Source organism: Parvibaculum sp. (assembly GCF_045863935.1).
Lineage (GTDB): Bacteria > Pseudomonadota > Alphaproteobacteria > Parvibaculales > Parvibaculaceae > Parvibaculum.
On sequence record NZ_BTVP01000019.1, the window covers coordinates 5,154 to 20,920 of the forward strand.

The following is a 15,767-nucleotide window of genomic DNA, read 5'->3' on the forward strand; positions in this document are numbered from 1 at the left end:
GCCTTTTTTTGCGTGGGCGCGAACGGAACGGATCGAAGTCAGCACGATTGTGCCGAGCGAGGTGCCGACGGCGAGATGCATGCGCACCGCTTCGTCGATGCCGAGCAGCGTGAAGACATGATAGAGGACCGGCACGATGACGATGCCGCCGCCGACGCCGAGAAGGCCCGCGAGGACGCCGGCGACAAGGCCGGTGACGATGAGCCCGGCCGCAAAAGGCGCGAGTTCCATGAGCGACATGGCTTCGATGTTCATGCGTCGGTTCTTTATCTATCGAGCCGCGGCGAGTGCCGGGTCTTTTCTGGATTCGGGGGCGGGTCCTGATCGCGAGACCATGTCCATGGCTTCGCGGATGACATTTTCGTTTGCGCCGGGACGCGGCGCGTTCTCGGAGATGTGGCGGCGGAAGGCGCGCGCGCCCGGGCATCCCTGGAAGAGGCCCAGTATATGCCGTGTCATCGCATGGAGATGTGTTCCATGCGCCAATTCTCTTTGCACATAAGGCAGAAAGGTTTCAAGGACCTCATGCCGGGAGAGCGACGGACTGTCGTCGCCGTAGAAACGCGCATCCACCCCGGCCAGGAGGTAGGGGTTCTGGTAGGCGGCACGGCCGAGCATGACGCCATCGACATGAGCGAGATGCGCTTGTGCCTCGTCGAGCGACGCGATGCCGCCATTGATGAAGATTTCCGTGTCGGGCATCGCCTCTTTCAGCCGGTAGACCAGCGGATAGTCGAGCGGCGGCACGTCGCGGTTTTCCTTCGGCGACAGACCTTCGAGCCAGGCCTTGCGCGCATGGACGATGAGCGTTTCGCAGCCCGCCTCGCGGACCGCGCGCGCCATGGCGGGTAGCGCCTCTTCCGGTGCCTGATGGTCGACGCCGATGCGGCATTTCACGGTGACGGGAACTGCGACCGCGCCGCGCATCGCCTCGACGCAACGCGCGACGAGGCCGGGTTCGAGCATGAGGCAGGCGCCGAAGCGACCGGACTGAACGCGGTCCGAGGGACAGCCGACATTGAGGTTCACTTCGTCGTAACCGAAGTCCGCCGCGATGCGGGCTGCTTCCGCAAGATCGGCGGGATCGGAGCCGCCAAGCTGAACGGCGACGGGATGTTCCGACGCATCGAAACCGAGCAGCCGCGCGCGGTCCCCATGCAGCACGGCGCCGGTCGTCACCATCTCCGTATAGAGAAGCGCACGGCGCGTGATGAGACGCAGGAAGAACCGGTCATGCCGGTCCGTCCAGTCCATCATAGGGGCGATCGCGATTTTATTTGTTTGCGTGTTCAACAGTTTATCGGGCTCTGATCGGGCTTCAAGAGGCCTAGTTTACGCTGTTGTACCCTTCGATGCGCGTGTAGGTACAAGAGAAAAATCGGGATCGTCGAAAGACCCCGAATAATGTCTCTCGTCAAGTTGCGCAATCGGGGCCGCCGCGACCGGGCGGCGTATTGTCGAGCCCTTTGTCCGAAGGTGGAGGTGGAGGTGGACGCGGTCGATCGAGCTGCATTCATTTGCACTCAGCCTTCATCTCCGGTGTCGTCTTCGGACAATCCCATGCCGTGAACGATCGCATAGATCGCCGGGATCACCGCCAGCGTGAGGATGGTTGAAGACACCATGCCGCCGATCATCGGTACGGCGATGCGCTGCATCACCTCGGCGCCGGTGCCGGTGGCCCAGAGGATCGGCAGGAGCCCGGCCATGATGGTGATGACGGTCATCATTTTCGGCCGCACGCGCCAGACGGCGCCCTCCATGATCGCGCCGTTGAGAACCGCGCGCGTGAAGGCGCGGCCCTCGGCCGCAGCCATGGCCTTCGCGTCGCGAAGCGCGTGATCAAGATACAGCAGCATCACGACGCCGGTTTCGGCGGCCACCCCTGCCAGCGCGATGAAACCGACGGCGGCCGCAACGCTCATGTTGAAATCGAGCGCCGCCATCAGCCAGAGTCCGCCCACCAGTGCGAAGGGCAGCGACAACATCACGATGAAGGTTTCGGTGAGGCTCTTGAAGTTGAGATAGAGGAGCAGGAAGATCACGAGCAACGTGACCGGGACGACGAGCGCAAGACGCTGCGCCGCACGGGCCAGATATTCGAACTGGCCGCTCCAGGCGACCGTGTAGCCGGGCGGCAGCGCGACTTCGCCAGCCACAACGCGCTGCGCCTCGCCGACATAGCCGCCAAGATCGCGGCCGCGGATATCGACAAAGACATAGACGACCGGCTGGCCGCTTTCGGTGCGTATCATGGTGGGCCCGCGCGCGCGCGTGATGTCGGCGATCTCGCCGAGCGGAACGGCGGCACCGGCGGGCGTTGCGACGAAAACTTCGCGCGCGATCGCGTCCGGACTGGCGCGGGAGGCCTGCGGATAACGCAGCACCACGTCGTAGCGCTCGCGCCCTTCAACCGTCGTGGTGAGGGCTTTCGCGCCCAGCGCCATCGCAATCGCCTCCTGCACCGTCTCCATCGAAAGCCCGAGCCGGGCGATGCGGTCACGGTCGGGCCTGATGTCGAGAAAATAGCCGCCATTGACGCGTTCGGCGTAAGCCGACGAAGTGCCGGGAACGGCCCGCAGGACGGTTTCGACCTCGCGGGCGATCCGTTCGAGTTCGACGAGGTCGGGCCCGAATATCTTGACGCCGACCGGCGTGCGGATGCCGGTCGAGAGCATGTCGATGCGGGCCTTGATGGGCATCGTCCAGGCATTGGAGACGCCGGGAAACTGGAGCGCGGTGTCCATTTCGGCGATCAGCTTGTCCAGGTTCATGCCCGGCCGCCATTCGTCTTCGGGTTTCAGATTGACGATCGACTCGAACATCTCCAGCGGCGCGGGATCCGTCGCACTGTCGGCGCGGCCTGCCTTGCCCCAGACCGAGGCGACTTCGGGAAAACCGGCGATGATCCGGTTCTGCGTCTGCAGCAGTTCGGCGGCCTTCGTTACCGAGAGGCCCGGCAGCGTGGTCGGCATGTAGAGAAGCGTCCCCTCGTTGAGGTTCGGCATGAACTCCGAACCGATGCGACCGAGCGGCACAACCGTGACGACGAGCACGAGAACCGCCGCAAGGATGGTGACGCCCCGGGCGCGCAGCACCAGGCCGATCAGGGGCCTGTAGACCCAGATCAGTGCCTTGTTGAGCGGATTCCTGGCCTCCGGCACGATCCGGCCGCGAATGAAGATCGTCATCAGCACCGGAACCAGCGTGATTGAAAGAAAGGCGGCAGCCGCCATCGCGAAAGTCTTGGTCGCGGCGAGCGGCTTGAAGAGGCGGCCTTCCTGTGCCTCAAGCGTAAAGATCGGCAGAAAAGAGACGGTGATGATCAGCAGGCTGAAAAAGAGCGCCGGGCCCACTTCCTGCGCCGCCTCGATGACGACGGCGGTGCGCGAAGCGCCGGGTGGCGCATGCTCGAGCCGCTTGTGGGCATTTTCGATCATCACGATTGCCGCATCGACCATGGCACCAATCGCAATGGCGATGCCGCCAAGACTCATGATGTTGGAAGGGATACCAAGCAAATGAGTTGCGGCGAGCGCCATCAGAATGCCGACCGGCAGCGTGACGATTGCGACAAAGGCGCTTCGCGCATGCCAGAGGAACAGAAGGCAGACCAACGTCACGACGATACTTTCTTCGATCAGGGTGCGCACCAGCGTGTCGATGGCACGACCGATCAGCGCCGAGCGGTCATAAACCTCGACGATTTCGGTGTTGCCGGGCAGGCTTGGCGCAACGGCCGCGAGCTCGCGTTTGACGTTTTCGATGACATCGAGCGCATTGGCGCCATGACGTTGCAAGGCGATACCGGAGACCGCCTCGCCCTCGCCCCCCAATTCCGCGACGCCGCGCCGTTCGTCCGGCGCAAGCTCGACGCGCGCCACGTCGCGCAGCAGGAGCGGCGTGCCGCTCTCGGCCCGGAGTACGATCTTTTCGATGTCGGCGATGCCGTCAAGATAACCACGGCCGCGGATCATGAATTCGGTTTCGGCAAGCTCGATGGTACGGCCGCCGACATCCATGTTGCTGGCGCGGACCGCTGCGGCGATGCCCGCAAGCGTCAGCCCGGTTTCCTTCAGCAGGAGCGGATCGACGATGATGGCATATTGCCGGACGAAGCCGCCGACCGTTGCCACCTCGGCGACGCCCTCGGCACGCGAGACGGCGAAGCGGACCTGCCAGTCCTGAATCGAGCGGAGTTCGGCAAGGTTCAGCTCGGAGGATTTCAGCGCATACTGATAGACCCAGCCGACGCCGGTCGCATCCGGCCCGAGCGACGGCGTCACGCCGTCCGGCAGACGTTCCACCGCCGCACTCAGATATTCGAGGACACGGCTTCGTGCCCAATAGAGGTCGGCGCCATCTTCGAAGACGACATAGACGAAGGAAACGCCGAAGAAGGAAAAGCCGCGTACGACGCGCGAGCGCGGCACGTTGAGCATCGCGGTCGCGAGCGGGAAGGTCACCTGGTCCTCGACGACCTGCGGCGCCTGGCCGGGATAGTCGGTGACGATAATGACCTGCGTGTCCGACAGGTCCGGTATCGCGTCGAGCGGGATGCGCGCGATCGAATAGACACCGGCAACGATCGCAAAGAGCGTGCCGATCAGCACCAGAACGCTGTTGCGCGCCGACCAGCCGATGATACCCGCGATCATGGCGTCACCTGTTCGGCGGTAAAAGCCGAGAGCGCCGCCTGGAGATTGCTCTCGGCGTCGATCAGGAAGATGCCGGATGTAACGACCTCTTCGCCAGCGGCAAGCCCCTCCCTGATCTCGACGTCGGCGCCGGCGCGAGCACCGAGGCGAACGTCACGCGGTTCGAAGAGCCCGTTGCCGCGCGCGACGAAGACAACCTGACGAGTGCCGTCATCGATGACCGAGGCCGCCGGCACCGCAAGCACCGGTTCGCCGCCGACCGGCGCACCGATATCGACGCGCACGAAATGGCCGGGCTTGAGGTCCCCGTCCGGGTTCGGAACGACGAGCCGAACCCGGCCCGAACGGGTCGTCATCGCGATATCGGGGTAGACGAAATCGACAATCGCCGCACGCGGTTCGCCGGGCATGGCCGGCATCGACAATTGTGCGGTCTGGCCGGGGCGGACGAGCGCGAGGTCCTGTTCGGTGATTTCGGCGATCACCCAGAGGCTCGACAGATCGGCGATCCGGAAGAGCGTGTCACCGGCCGCAAAGCGCATGCCGTCGAGCGAGGGTTTCTCGAGCACAGTGCCGCCGACCGGCGCCTCGAAGGTCACCACCCGCGCCGGTGTGCGCGTGCGTGCCATTTCCGCGATGACGGCATTGGAAATGCCGAAGAGGCGGAGATTGCTCGCGGCACGCTCGACATCGCGGCCGCCGCGCGACAATGCCGAAAGATAATCGGCCTGTTTGCGCAGCAATTCGTCGCTTTCGATCCAGGTTGTCAGCAGCGGTTCGCCGGCCGCCACCGTGCCGCCAGTGGTGCGGACATCGAGACGTTCGACAAATCCGTCGAACCGCGCCGTCACCAGTGCCACGCGCGCTTCGTCTACGGTTACGGTACCGGCGCCGCGGATCGTGCGGACGAGGTCGCGGCGTTCGACCGGCGCCGTCCTGACGCCAGCGCGTTGCGTTTTTTCCGGACCGATACGGACGGTTCCGGCGGGCGCCGCCACATCCTCCTCATAGACGGGGATGTAATCCATCCCCATCGAATCCTTCTTCGGCACCGGCGATATGTCGGGCAGGCCCATCGGGTTGCGGTAATAACGGACTTTCCGTTCTCCAGACGCAGGCGCGGCGGTCGCGGCATCGGCCGCCTCCTCTACCGCCGTATAGACGACCTCGCCTTCGACAGGATCGGACGCACCGCCGACTTCGGCCACGATGCCGAGCGTCCAGCGGCCGGCCATCGCGATCTTCGCTTCGAAGGCCAGAACGTCCGGCACGCCAGCCGAAACCGGTGTGAGGGGCGTCTCCATCACCGCCATGCCGTCGGGACCCATGTCGAGCCGAGACGAGACGATGTCCACATTCCCGGCCGGAACCGGCGCGCCGCCCGGCTCAAGCAGCCGGACCTCGATCCGCACGCTCTCGCCAACCGGAATTTTTTCCGAGACGGCCTCGAATTTGTAAGCTTGAGATTGGGCGCCGGCGATGCTCCTTGCGCCGGCTGCCGTCACGACAGCCGCAAGCATGGCGGTCGCGAACGCTTTGGTTAAGCGAACCATATGACTCTCCAGAACCTGATGTGACAATCACGCGCGGCCAGAAGCGGCCGCGTGCCGGTGCGTCACACCAGCCTGGGAGGGCGTCGCAAAGGTGAGGGAGAAAGATCGGTCCGACCAATATCCGGCTCGCGAACCGACTTGAGGGCAAGCTCAACCGGGACAAATTCAGGCGCGGCGGCGAGCTGAAGCGGTAACTTGCCGCAGGCAGTCATGCAGAGGGCCGAGCCTTCGCACGTCTTCGGTTTGGTGTCGTCGCACCCGCTGTGGCCTGAATCTGCCATCTCGTCCATAGCGTTTGCCGATGCGATCATATTGAGATCGTTCGCCGGCGCCGAAACCGCTGTCAGCAACAGCGCGACCGTCACCGCTGCCGCAAGCCAATGGCGGATCCGAGATATGCTTCGGCAACTGTGGACAGATCGCTTCATGGCTACAGACTAACACAGACCTTTCTTCTGCCGGCTACACGAAATTGTCATGGAAAAGCAGAGAATCGGTCGCCCTCTGTCTGCGACGTGCAAAAGCGATCGAGGCCCGGCTTCCCGCATCGCCGCCCTAAGATAGAAGCCCGAACGGTGGAACGTCTTGCGAGCGGAACTCTGTCCCTCAAATTGCCTCGGTCCACGGCTTCCCTTTTTGCTCTTCCTCTCGTGAGAAGAGAAGCAAGCGACCGCGTATTTGCTCCGCCTACAAACAGTCGGCATGCGGCCGTGGGCGGATTTCGGCGATATTCGTTCGAGGACGCCCGGAGGTTACACGAGTCGCCGATCCAATATCCGCTCCGGCAAGTGCAGTCACGCGGCTGTGATCGCTCGTGCGCGCGGCGTTGAATATCGTGAAACCAAGTGATTTTCCAAAGCCCGCGATATCCGTCAGGTTCATGCTTGTGAGCTGCGGAAGATTTGCGGGTTCTCCTCTGTCCGCTCCCGGTGGCCGCGTTGTTTTGTTGCGTCAATCCCAGTCATCAAAGTCAAATTGGAGACTACAATATGTCGAAAATCACCTTCACCAACTCGCTCGCCGCAGCCAGCGCCATTGCAACGGCGCTGACGCTTGCGAGCTTCTCTGCGCCGGCTCAGGCAGAAGACGCATCCATGGAGAAGTGCTACGGCGTCGCGTTGGCCGGCAAGAACGACTGCGCGGCCGGCCCCGGCACGACCTGCGCGGGCACGTCCACGCTCGACTATCAGGGCAATGCCTGGAGCCTGGTTCCGGCCGGCACCTGCACCAGCATCGAAACGCCCCATGGCAATGGCAGCCTCGAAGCGAAGGACACGCAGCTTCCGTCGTAACGCGTATCGGGGAAGCCCGGCCCGGTTCCGACAGTCGCCGGAGCCGGGCCTCCGCCACTAAACTCGTCCGTCCTCGTGCCGAACCCGGCGGCCGGGGTCGCTGGGTCGAAATCTCCGGGCGTCCCGACAGATTCATTGTCCATCACGGAGGTTCAAAATGGGCGAGCTCTTTCAACAGGCCAGCCGTCTTATTCTCCTGGCACATTCCATCCTCGCGCGCATTCCGGACTGGATCTACGCCTCCTTGATGCGAGTAGCCGTCTTCTTCGTTTTCTTCTTGTCCGCGCGGACGAAGGTCGACGGACTTCTGACGTTGAAGAGCAGCACCTTCTACCTTTTCGAGAACGAGTACGCCTTGCCCGTCATTCCGTCCGCTTGGGCCGCCTATATGGCAACCTACGCCGAGCACATCTTTTCGGTTCTCGTGCTGGTGGGCCTTGCCACGCGATTGAGCGCGCTTGCCCTTCTCGTCATGACGGCGGTCATTCAGATTTTCGTCTATCCCGAAGCCTATGTGGTTCACATGACATGGGCGGCGATGCTGCTGTACCTCGTGTCGAAGGGCGGCGGATTGTTCTCGGTGGACGAGGCGGTTGCGCGAACACTGGGCCAAAGCGATCAAGTTTGAGTTCGAGTATGAGTGAGAACGGCGAGACGGACGCTGCATCGTGTTGCGTTCGGACCGCCGCAAGGACGCGAACATCCAGACAATCAAAAGGGAGAAACAAATGAAGACCATTTTCGCCGCCGGTGCGGTTCTTTTCACTCTCGCCGCGATGCCGGCCGCCATGGCAGCGACGGCGCTCGATACCGCTATCGGCAACACAGTTTCGGTGTCGGCCGACGGAAAGGAAACGCGCTACTATTTCAACGAGAACGGCTCGGCATCACTTGCGACCTCGACTGGCGAAGCCGATGTCGGCACGTGGAAGAAGAACGGCGATCAGCTCTGCGTGTCCTGGCAGTCGGGCGGCGGAGAACAATGCGTGGCGATGCAGAACGGCGATGTTAGCGTCGGCCAGAAGTTCAGTTTCACCAATGCCGAGGGCGCCCAGCGCGAAGCCGTCATCATGGATGGCAAGGTACCGTTCTGATTCCGGCGGCGTCGAGGATGCGAGGTTCTCAGGGAGGTTTCAAAGTTCCGCGCCGGACATGACCCGCCCCTGCCAACCGCACACTCCCGACGCCCGCCACCCCGGGCCGGGCCGCACCCCGGACTTATGAGATACGGGCTTTCCTCAACCTGCGGCTGGCAGGCAACCACGCGGTAGCCCGCGTTCCCTTTCCCAGCGTACTCCTGATTTCAAGAGTACCCCCATGCAGCTCCAGGAGCCGTTTGCTCAACGGCAAGCCAAGACCGGCGCCCTGGTGTTCGCGAGCGAGATGGCTGGCGACCTGACCGAAGGGCTCGAAAACCATTTCCAACTTGTCGTCCGCTATTCCGATGCCCGTGTCGATCACGGCGATACCGATGTCGCCCGCCGCCGATACCCGGACTTCGGTACGTATCTGCCCGCCCCTCGGCGTGAACTTGACCGCATTGGCCACGAGATTGAGGACGATCTGTTTCAGGACGCGCGAATCCGCCAGAAGCATGGATGCCGCCCGGGAATCGGATACCGTCAGCGCAATGTCCTTCTCTCGCGCCTGGAGCGAGACGAGGCTCATGACATCCCCGATCATTCGGTCGATGTCGACCTCTTCCTCGCTGAGTTCAAAGCGGCCAGCCTCGATGCGTGAAATGTCGAGGAGGTCGTTGATGAGCGCGAGAAGATGTTCGCCGCTTTTGCAGATATCGACCACGTATTCGCGATAACGGTCATCCGTGAAAACATCGTCCTCATCGGACGTCAAGAGCTGGGAAAATCCGATAATCGCATTCAGGGGGGTCCGGAGCTCGTGGCTCATATTCGCAAGGAATGCGGATTTCGCATTGCTCGCAGTTTCGGCGGCAATTTTCGCATCGCTCAATTCCGCCGTTCGTTCCTGGACACGCTGCTCCAGGGTCCGGTTCAGACCGACAAGCCGCTCCTCCCGCTCGCGAACCGCGGCCAGCGCAACCGAGGTGGAAATGAGCAGCGAATTTACATTCGACGTGAGAATTCCAAGTTCATCCGGCCGCCCGGCAGGCGTCTGGTGCTCCTGCGCCCTCTCAGGTTTGCGGGTTGCGAGGGAAATATTGTGAGCGAGCTGCACGAGACGCTCGAGTACGACGCCCCGAAGCACGAACATCGTCGCCACGGTGACAACGAGTGAGATGACCGCGATCAACCCACCGATCCGCACCAGAAACCTTTTCAGGTCTCCGGACAGAAAGGGGGTATCGACGTCGAGTACCAGCCGGTAGCCGGGCAACGCGCCGAAGGCGCGTGTTGCCGCCGCAGATGAACGATCGATCTGGCGAATCCCGGTCCCCTGTCCAAGAGCCGGGACGACCGGTGCCTCGGACAATCGCCCCACCGCGAGCACGAGGCCACCGTGGGGGTCGACGATCGCCAGCCCTCTCAGGCCTGCCGTTCCCATGAGGGCGGTGGCGGCCGCACGCATCCCGTCGCTTTCGAGGCCCGGGCGGCCGGCGATTTCATATCCGGCATCCACGGCGGCGGAAGCGGCATCGAACACCGAAGCGAGCCGGTCCCGCTCGTAGTTTCGGTATGAAGGGACGAGAATTGCCGCTTCGATCACCATGATGGCGAGGAAGACCATTGCCGTAATGCGCCAACACAAGCGGCATCGCACCAGCATACCGCCGACGGAGGAACGGATATCCGGCTGACCGGCGGGTGAAGGCATGAAGGGAACTCGTGCGGGGCGTGATGTGAACGTCAAAAATCACACTTCGTGCTGATTGCCCGCGAACCGTGCGGCTCGATGAGCGCGGCTTTGTCATTCGCGCATGCCGCGAAAAATGTTACGCCGCCGCGACGCTCCCGCAAGAACCTACTCCGCCGCGCCATGATTGAACTGCAATCCGATGATGGCACCCGCGGGAAAGAAAGAACGATATGCAAAGGCAAACGTCACCTGGTGAGGGATATCGACCTTCGCGTTCCGGCCCCGCTTTTGCACAACGACGTTTCCGACGTCCTTCCCATCGGCAATGCTCCGCGTGTCGAGTGCCGATGCCTGTCCCGGTTCCCATTCAAGGACCACATCGTTCACGGCGAGGCGCTTCACGCTACGCAGATAGTCCAATGCGACGCCAGCCGGCGCTCCATCCAGCTCGAACACCACCACACGGTCCATTGGAGCGAGAGGATATGTATTCACCTCGCCGGTCATAAATCCCGGCCCCGCCGCGCTGTCGTAGCCGCCATAGGGATTGACCCCGTATCGCCGGGAGTCCGGATCTTCCGGCACCAGGACCAGGCCGGACAGATGACGCTGCCTGAATGCGGCGAAGCTCTCGAGGCGCGAGGGCACCATCCTGAGTTTGTGTCCCTGCAGCGTTCCTGCAAATGCACTTCCGGTGAACTGCTGCCACCAGCTCTCCGTCTGACGGTCATACATGACCAGGTCCGAGTGCCGCAGGAGCCCCGTCGTACCGAAGTCAAGCACCTGCCCCGTCATGCGCCGGTCAAATACGATCGATGCATTGCACAACGGGCAGTAGGTGACCGCGACCGGCATGGCGCCGACCTCGTCGTTGACGATCTCATGCCACATCAGAACGCGCAGCGGATAAGCTCTAGCGTCACCGGAAATTTCGATCGATATCACCGGTTCCCTGTCGCGCAGGCGGGACGCCCATCCAGATGGATTTCCGTTCCTCAGGCGCACGAACCGGGGGGCATCGATCGATGGAATGCCGTCTCTGGGGGGACCCCCCGACAAGATTTCGTCCGCCGGTATCTCAACAGAGGAGAAATCCGTGTTTGGCCATGCGCGAGCAAAGCGAGCCTCGAAAGCCGAGGCGGTCGACAACGGCGGCCCTGCTTGCGCCGGCGCCGTAGCCACTGTGCCGGATATCACCAGTGCGGCGACGAAACCAGACATCGAAAAACGTCGCAACCCGATCATACTTCACCGCCGTTTCAGATTTCCGTGTTCGGCTAACGAGACGATGAACAAACTTACCGCCGCGGCATCTCATCGCGTGTTCACCTTCCGGAAACAGACGTTCACCTGTTCGTGACAAGGCATGCCGAAGGCGGGGCCGGCCCCAGGATTTCCTGTTCACACAAGCGTGATTTCAGGCACGGCCTTGTAATCAGATATCACCAGATACCCGCCCTAACGGCGCGGTCCGCAAAAAAGGGGGATGTCTCATGTCCAGGATGCTTCCGCTCGACCGCGCTTCGGTTCCGCAAGAACTCGTGCCGATACTGTCGATGGTCGAAACCGCGATGGGATTCCTGCCGAACAGCCTGTTGATCATGGCCCGCCGGCCGGAACTGGTTCAGGCGTTTGCGGGACTTGCCGCGGCAGTAAACCTGAATTCCGACCTGCCGCCGGGCCTCAATAACATGATCGCCTATATGTGCAGCTACTCCGCAGGGTGCTTGTACTGCCAGGCGCATACTCATCATTCGGCACATCACGCCGGCGCGGACACGGAAAAACTCGAGGCCATCTGGGAATACGAGACCCATCCCTCGTTCAGCGACGCCGAACGCTCCGCGTTGCGCTTTGCGCAGGCGGCCGGGCAGACACCGAACGCAGTGACCGATGCGGATTTCGAGGATCTGCGGAAGTTCTATTCGGAAAAGCAGATACTTCAGATCGTCGCCATCATCTCGCTCTTCGGCTTTCTCAACCGCTGGAACGACACACTGGGAACGCCGCTGGAGACAGAGCCGCTCGTTTATGCGAAGGAGGCACTGAGCGCGAAGGACTGGAACGCCGGCAAGCACGAACCGGTGTGACGGGGGCGGCGTTCTGGCAGCATTGGCTATCAGCGGGAGGCCGGTACCGTTCTTCGCTTTTCCTCGACCCTCCTGACGGTCTGCCGTGCAAGCTCTATATCCCGATCAGACAGCTCCAGGGCCAGGCGCTCCTTTGCTTCCTTCGCAACCAACGGGAAGCCGTGGCGGTCCGCCAGTTCGTAATACGAATACGCCAGTAACTTATCGCTTCCCGCAAACGATCCCGTTTCGTGCATGTTACCGAGACTGAACTCCGCAGCAGCATGCCCCTGCTGGGCCGCGGCCATGTACCAGAGCATCGCCCGCACCGGGTCTGCCTTGTCGAGCGTGCCATCCTCGTAGATCGCACCTAGTTCGAACTGCGCCCTTGCCTCTCCCCGCACGGCGCTCGCCGTCAGCAGTTCCAGCGCCCGGCCGGAATCGTACTCGACCACTTTTGCGTCGATGTATTCGACGGCCATCCGGAATGCGGCGCCCGAATCCGCTTCCTCCAGGAAAGCGCAATGCCATGCCGTCATTGCTTCCGGGTAGAAGCCGCGATGGTAGAGCCGGTCGCCGAGCGCCTCCGAAAAACTGCCGTCGAAATCCACGTCCGAGAAGGCCGCGCATTCGCTGTCGATGTCCATCGCGAGAGCGGCTGTCGCCGTCATCTGCGTGCTCGAGAGAAGTGCCAGCGCGACCTGTAAAATCACTACCCGGAAAGACATGACGGTCATTTCATTTCTGTGGGGGAAACCTGGACTTCGGTAAGAGGCAGACCGGGGCGATCTGCCGCCGCTCGTCCGGATAGCGGAGGATCCGGTGGGGGCACGAGCGGCGGCATGTCGCGGGTTCATTCGCCCCCATGCTTTTCCGAGGAGTGAGGCGAACGAAGGTAGCCAGAACGACATTCTGCGATGGGGTGACTTTCGCAGGCTGGCATGACAACGAATTCGCCTGCATAGCGGTGGAGGTTACCTCGCGTCTTTCACGAAGGTGTGAGGTTCTTCCCTCTTCTGCATCCATTAATCTCAATGGCGAAATCGCTCGTCAAACGTAGGCTAATTGCCGGCCACGGTGAACAGAAAGACACATCACAGCATGACACGACTGGCAGGGGTGCTCATGGCTGTACTCGCTCTTGCCGGCTGCGCCACGCGCAACTGGAATGCCCCGGTTGAAATGTCCGGAACACACGATAACGATCCGGTGAGGCACTGTTCGCCGCGGGGCAAGGCGGACGAACTTTTCGTCATCCTTGCCTTTTCGGGCGGCGGAATGCGCTCGGCGGCAATGTCCTATGGGCTTCTCGAAACACTGCGCGACACGACAATCTCCATTGGCGGGACGGAACACAAACTGATCGACGAGATCGACGTGGTCACATCCGTGTCCGGCGGCAGCTACACGGCTGCCTATTATGGACTTTTCGGGGAACGGATATTCGAAGACTACGAAACGCGTTTCCTCAAGCGCGACGTCCAGGCGGAAATGCTTGCGAGGCTCGCGAACCCGATCTCGCTGGGCGCACTGACTTCCGAAAATTTCAATCGCAGCGATCTTGCGGCAGACTGGCTCGATTCCGAGGTTTTCGAGGGAAAGACCTTTTCGTCGATGCGAGGGCTCGACTTGCCCTGTACCATCATCAATGCCAGCGACCTGAACACCGGCTTGACCTTCTCATTCGTTCAACAGCAATTCGACTTCCTCTGCTCGGATCTCGGACGCTATCCGGTCGCGAACGCTGTGCTTGCGTCGTCGGCGGTGCCCGTGTTCTTCGCGCCGATCCCGTTGCGAAATTACGCTCGGGATTGCACCGGGCGGCACAAGCCCTGGGTCGAGGAGGCCCTGAAACGGCGGAACCGGGAATCGGGTGCGTATCAGGTGGCGCGGCAGCTCGAGCGATACCTTGATCCGGATCGCATGCCGGTCGTTCGTCTCGTCGATGGCGGCGTGACGGACAATCTCGGTATTCGGGGCTCGATCATGAGTCCCGTCCTGCATGGCGGGGATGTGCCGAGCATGCAGGGTGCATTCACGAAATCCTCTCTCGACCAGGTAACGCAGGTCCTGGTCATCATTTCGAACGCGCAAAGCTACAAGCCCTATGAATGGTCGACCGAGGGACGAGAACCCGGAATCGTTTCCACGACTATCGCGTCCTTCGATGCCGCGCTCAATCTTCTGAACACCAATACGGTGGCCGAGGCGCGGCGGAGCTTTCAGGACTGGGAGCGGATGGTCAACAACCGCCGGGCGCCGCGCGAAGCGAAAGTGCGCGTCCATTTTGTGAGCCTCACACTGGAGGACATCGAGGATGCCGAGGAGAGGGAATGGTTCAATGCCATCCCGACTTCTCTTTCGCTGGAGGAAGAGGAAATCGATGCATTGAAAGCGCTGCCAAGGCAGCTTCTGGCAAAGTCGTCCGACTTCGAACGGTTCAGGCTTACTCTGCCGTGATCGCCCCGGACGCCGAAACCCGCCGATACCCGATGAACGACAACAAAAATGGATGCCAAATCATGGACACGGAAGCGCTGAAGAGAACCTTCTCCCGACGAGAATCCCTGAGGGCTTTTCGCGTGGCGCTGGTTGTCGGCACCATTCTGAATGTCATCAATCAGGGTGCGTCCATTCTCGCCACCGGTGAGGTGGACATATTGCGCGGCACGCTGACCTATATGGTGCCCTTCTTCGTTGCGTCCTATGGCGCATACGGCGCCTATAGCGGCGGCAACCGAAATGAACGCTGAAAAGCTCGAGCAGGCCGCCAACGCGGCCGCCGGCATCGTCGCCGCCATGCAGTCATTTGCGGAAGCGGGATCGAATATCGTCCTTGAGGTGTTGCAGGGAATGCCATTCGTTGAACTCGAACACTATCCCCCCGGCGATATCTGCGACCCGGAGAATGGAAGTCAGTATTATTTCCACGCGCACCCACCAGCCAGGCCGAGCTACAGCGACTTCGGGCATTTCCATCTCTTCCTGCGGCCGGAAAAGGCCGGCGGCATGGACGGCCTCTCGCGAAGCCGCGACGACAAGACGATCTGTCACCTTGCCGGCATATCGGTCGATCAGCGGGGATTTCCCGTCGGGCTATTCACGACCAACAGGTGGGTCACCGACGAAGCCTTCTACACGGCAGAGGACACCATTGCGATGCTCGACCGGTTCCAGATCGAGGGGCCGGTTCCCGCGCCCGCGGTCAATCTCTGGGTGTCGGCCGTACCCGTCGTTTACAGGGCCGACCTCGAAGCGCTGATCCGGGAGCGCGATGTCGCGATCGAGGCGTGGCGGAGAGAACACCCGGAGCGCGATGTTTTCGAGGACCGCCGACTGGAAGTCGTTTCCTGGAAGAAGATCGATCTCGAAGTCCGGCTGGCGGAAATACGCGAAGCGCTCGATCTCGATTGAAGGGTG

The 15,767-nt window shown here is 61.9% G+C and carries 14 protein-coding genes and 1 pseudogene; 7 read left to right on the plus strand and 8 right to left on the minus strand.

Annotated features, from left to right (window positions below; translation table 11 throughout):
- The 5 genes and pseudogenes from ACKUUH_RS09690 to ACKUUH_RS09710 form a co-directional block, all read right to left on the minus strand.
- Window positions 1–255 (minus strand): annotated as a pseudogene (locus ACKUUH_RS09690) (TSUP family transporter); the annotation flags it as partial.
- A 15-nt stretch (window positions 256–270) separates the two neighbouring features.
- A complete protein-coding gene (gene dusA / locus ACKUUH_RS09695) occupies window positions 271–1,293 on the minus strand; it encodes a tRNA dihydrouridine(20/20a) synthase DusA (RefSeq protein ID WP_407949705.1) in 1,023 nt (340 codons plus the stop codon).
- Between the two features lie 230 nt (window positions 1,294–1,523).
- Window positions 1,524–4,658, minus strand: coding sequence for an efflux RND transporter permease subunit (locus tag ACKUUH_RS09700; RefSeq protein ID WP_407949706.1), 3,135 nt, complete (start codon window positions 4,656–4,658; stop codon window positions 1,524–1,526).
- A complete protein-coding gene (locus tag ACKUUH_RS09705) occupies window positions 4,655–6,211 on the minus strand; it encodes an efflux RND transporter periplasmic adaptor subunit (RefSeq protein ID WP_407949707.1) in 1,557 nt (518 codons plus the stop codon). Before ACKUUH_RS09705 ends, ACKUUH_RS09700 begins: the two co-directional genes overlap by 4 nt.
- A gap of 62 nt (window positions 6,212–6,273) precedes the next feature.
- A complete protein-coding gene (locus ACKUUH_RS09710; RefSeq protein WP_407949708.1) occupies window positions 6,274–6,576 on the minus strand; it encodes a hypothetical protein in 303 nt (100 codons plus the stop codon).
- 624 nt (window positions 6,577–7,200) lie between these two features.
- Here ACKUUH_RS09710 and ACKUUH_RS09715 point away from each other — a divergent pair.
- The 3 genes from ACKUUH_RS09715 to ACKUUH_RS09725 all read left to right on the plus strand — a co-directional run bounded on the left by ACKUUH_RS09715 (window position 7,201) and on the right by ACKUUH_RS09725 (window position 8,597).
- Window positions 7,201–7,503, plus strand: coding sequence for a DUF2282 domain-containing protein (locus ACKUUH_RS09715; protein WP_407949709.1), 303 nt, complete (start codon window positions 7,201–7,203; stop codon window positions 7,501–7,503).
- A 157-nt stretch (window positions 7,504–7,660) separates the two neighbouring features.
- Window positions 7,661–8,131 carry a DoxX family protein gene (locus tag ACKUUH_RS09720; RefSeq protein ID WP_407949710.1) on the plus strand — a complete coding sequence of 157 codons (471 nt, stop codon included), beginning with the start codon at window positions 7,661–7,663 and terminating at the stop codon, window positions 8,129–8,131.
- 100 nt (window positions 8,132–8,231) lie between these two features.
- On the plus strand, window positions 8,232–8,597 hold the full coding sequence (locus tag ACKUUH_RS09725) for a hypothetical protein (protein WP_407949711.1): 366 nt from the start codon (window positions 8,232–8,234) through the stop codon (window positions 8,595–8,597).
- A gap of 124 nt (window positions 8,598–8,721) precedes the next feature.
- Here the strand turns inward: ACKUUH_RS09725 and ACKUUH_RS09730 are convergent, their stop codons facing one another.
- On the minus strand, window positions 8,722–10,296 hold the full coding sequence (locus ACKUUH_RS09730) for a sensor histidine kinase (protein ID WP_407949712.1): 1,575 nt from the start codon (window positions 10,294–10,296) through the stop codon (window positions 8,722–8,724).
- A gap of 147 nt (window positions 10,297–10,443) precedes the next feature.
- Entirely contained in the window at window positions 10,444–11,523 is a 1,080-nt protein-coding gene (locus ACKUUH_RS09735; RefSeq protein ID WP_407949713.1) for a DUF3179 domain-containing protein, read from the minus strand.
- Between the two features lie 248 nt (window positions 11,524–11,771).
- Between ACKUUH_RS09735 and ACKUUH_RS09740 the strand changes: the two genes are divergently transcribed.
- The gene (locus ACKUUH_RS09740; RefSeq protein ID WP_407949714.1) at window positions 11,772–12,368 is read left to right on the plus strand and encodes a carboxymuconolactone decarboxylase family protein; all 597 of its coding nucleotides are present in this window, start codon (window positions 11,772–11,774) and stop codon (window positions 12,366–12,368) included.
- A gap of 29 nt (window positions 12,369–12,397) precedes the next feature.
- Here ACKUUH_RS09740 and ACKUUH_RS09745 read toward each other — a convergent pair whose 3' ends face one another.
- Window positions 12,398–13,084, minus strand: a complete 687-nt coding sequence (locus tag ACKUUH_RS09745; protein ID WP_407949715.1) for a tetratricopeptide repeat protein — start codon at window positions 13,082–13,084, stop codon at window positions 12,398–12,400.
- A gap of 388 nt (window positions 13,085–13,472) precedes the next feature.
- On the opposite strand from ACKUUH_RS09745, the gene ACKUUH_RS09750 reads away from it, so the two are divergent.
- The 3 genes from ACKUUH_RS09750 to ACKUUH_RS09760 all read left to right on the plus strand — a co-directional run bounded on the left by ACKUUH_RS09750 (window position 13,473) and on the right by ACKUUH_RS09760 (window position 15,761).
- Complete coding sequence (locus ACKUUH_RS09750; RefSeq protein ID WP_407949716.1) at window positions 13,473–14,807, plus strand: patatin-like phospholipase family protein; 1,335 nt, start codon at window positions 13,473–13,475, stop codon at window positions 14,805–14,807.
- A gap of 62 nt (window positions 14,808–14,869) precedes the next feature.
- Window positions 14,870–15,100, plus strand: a complete 231-nt coding sequence (nrtS, locus tag ACKUUH_RS09755) for a nitrate/nitrite transporter NrtS (RefSeq protein ID WP_407949717.1) — start codon at window positions 14,870–14,872, stop codon at window positions 15,098–15,100.
- A complete protein-coding gene (locus ACKUUH_RS09760; protein WP_407949718.1) occupies window positions 15,090–15,761 on the plus strand; it encodes a DUF6969 family protein in 672 nt (223 codons plus the stop codon). Before nrtS ends, ACKUUH_RS09760 begins: the two co-directional genes overlap by 11 nt.
- The last annotated feature ends 6 nt before the right edge of the window (window positions 15,762–15,767 follow it).

Coding starts and splice junctions, on each gene's coding strand:
- ACKUUH_RS09700 (WP_407949706.1), bottom strand. CDS start 4,658: ATGATCGCGGGTATCATCGGCTGGTCGGCGCGCAACAGCGTTCTGGTG.
- ACKUUH_RS09705 (WP_407949707.1), bottom strand. CDS start 6,211: ATGGTTCGCTTAACCAAAGCGTTCGCGACCGCCATGCTTGCGGCTGTC.
- ACKUUH_RS09715 (WP_407949709.1), top strand. CDS start 7,201: ATGTCGAAAATCACCTTCACCAACTCGCTCGCCGCAGCCAGCGCCATT.
- ACKUUH_RS09720 (WP_407949710.1), top strand. CDS start 7,661: ATGGGCGAGCTCTTTCAACAGGCCAGCCGTCTTATTCTCCTGGCACAT.
- ACKUUH_RS09725 (WP_407949711.1), top strand. CDS start 8,232: ATGAAGACCATTTTCGCCGCCGGTGCGGTTCTTTTCACTCTCGCCGCG.
- ACKUUH_RS09730 (WP_407949712.1), bottom strand. CDS start 10,296: ATGCCTTCACCCGCCGGTCAGCCGGATATCCGTTCCTCCGTCGGCGGT.
- ACKUUH_RS09735 (WP_407949713.1), bottom strand. CDS start 11,523: ATGATCGGGTTGCGACGTTTTTCGATGTCTGGTTTCGTCGCCGCACTG.
- ACKUUH_RS09740 (WP_407949714.1), top strand. CDS start 11,772: ATGTCCAGGATGCTTCCGCTCGACCGCGCTTCGGTTCCGCAAGAACTC.
- ACKUUH_RS09745 (WP_407949715.1), bottom strand. CDS start 13,084: ATGACCGTCATGTCTTTCCGGGTAGTGATTTTACAGGTCGCGCTGGCA.
- ACKUUH_RS09750 (WP_407949716.1), top strand. CDS start 13,473: ATGGCTGTACTCGCTCTTGCCGGCTGCGCCACGCGCAACTGGAATGCC.
- nrtS (WP_407949717.1), top strand. CDS start 14,870: ATGGACACGGAAGCGCTGAAGAGAACCTTCTCCCGACGAGAATCCCTG.
- ACKUUH_RS09760 (WP_407949718.1), top strand. CDS start 15,090: ATGAACGCTGAAAAGCTCGAGCAGGCCGCCAACGCGGCCGCCGGCATC.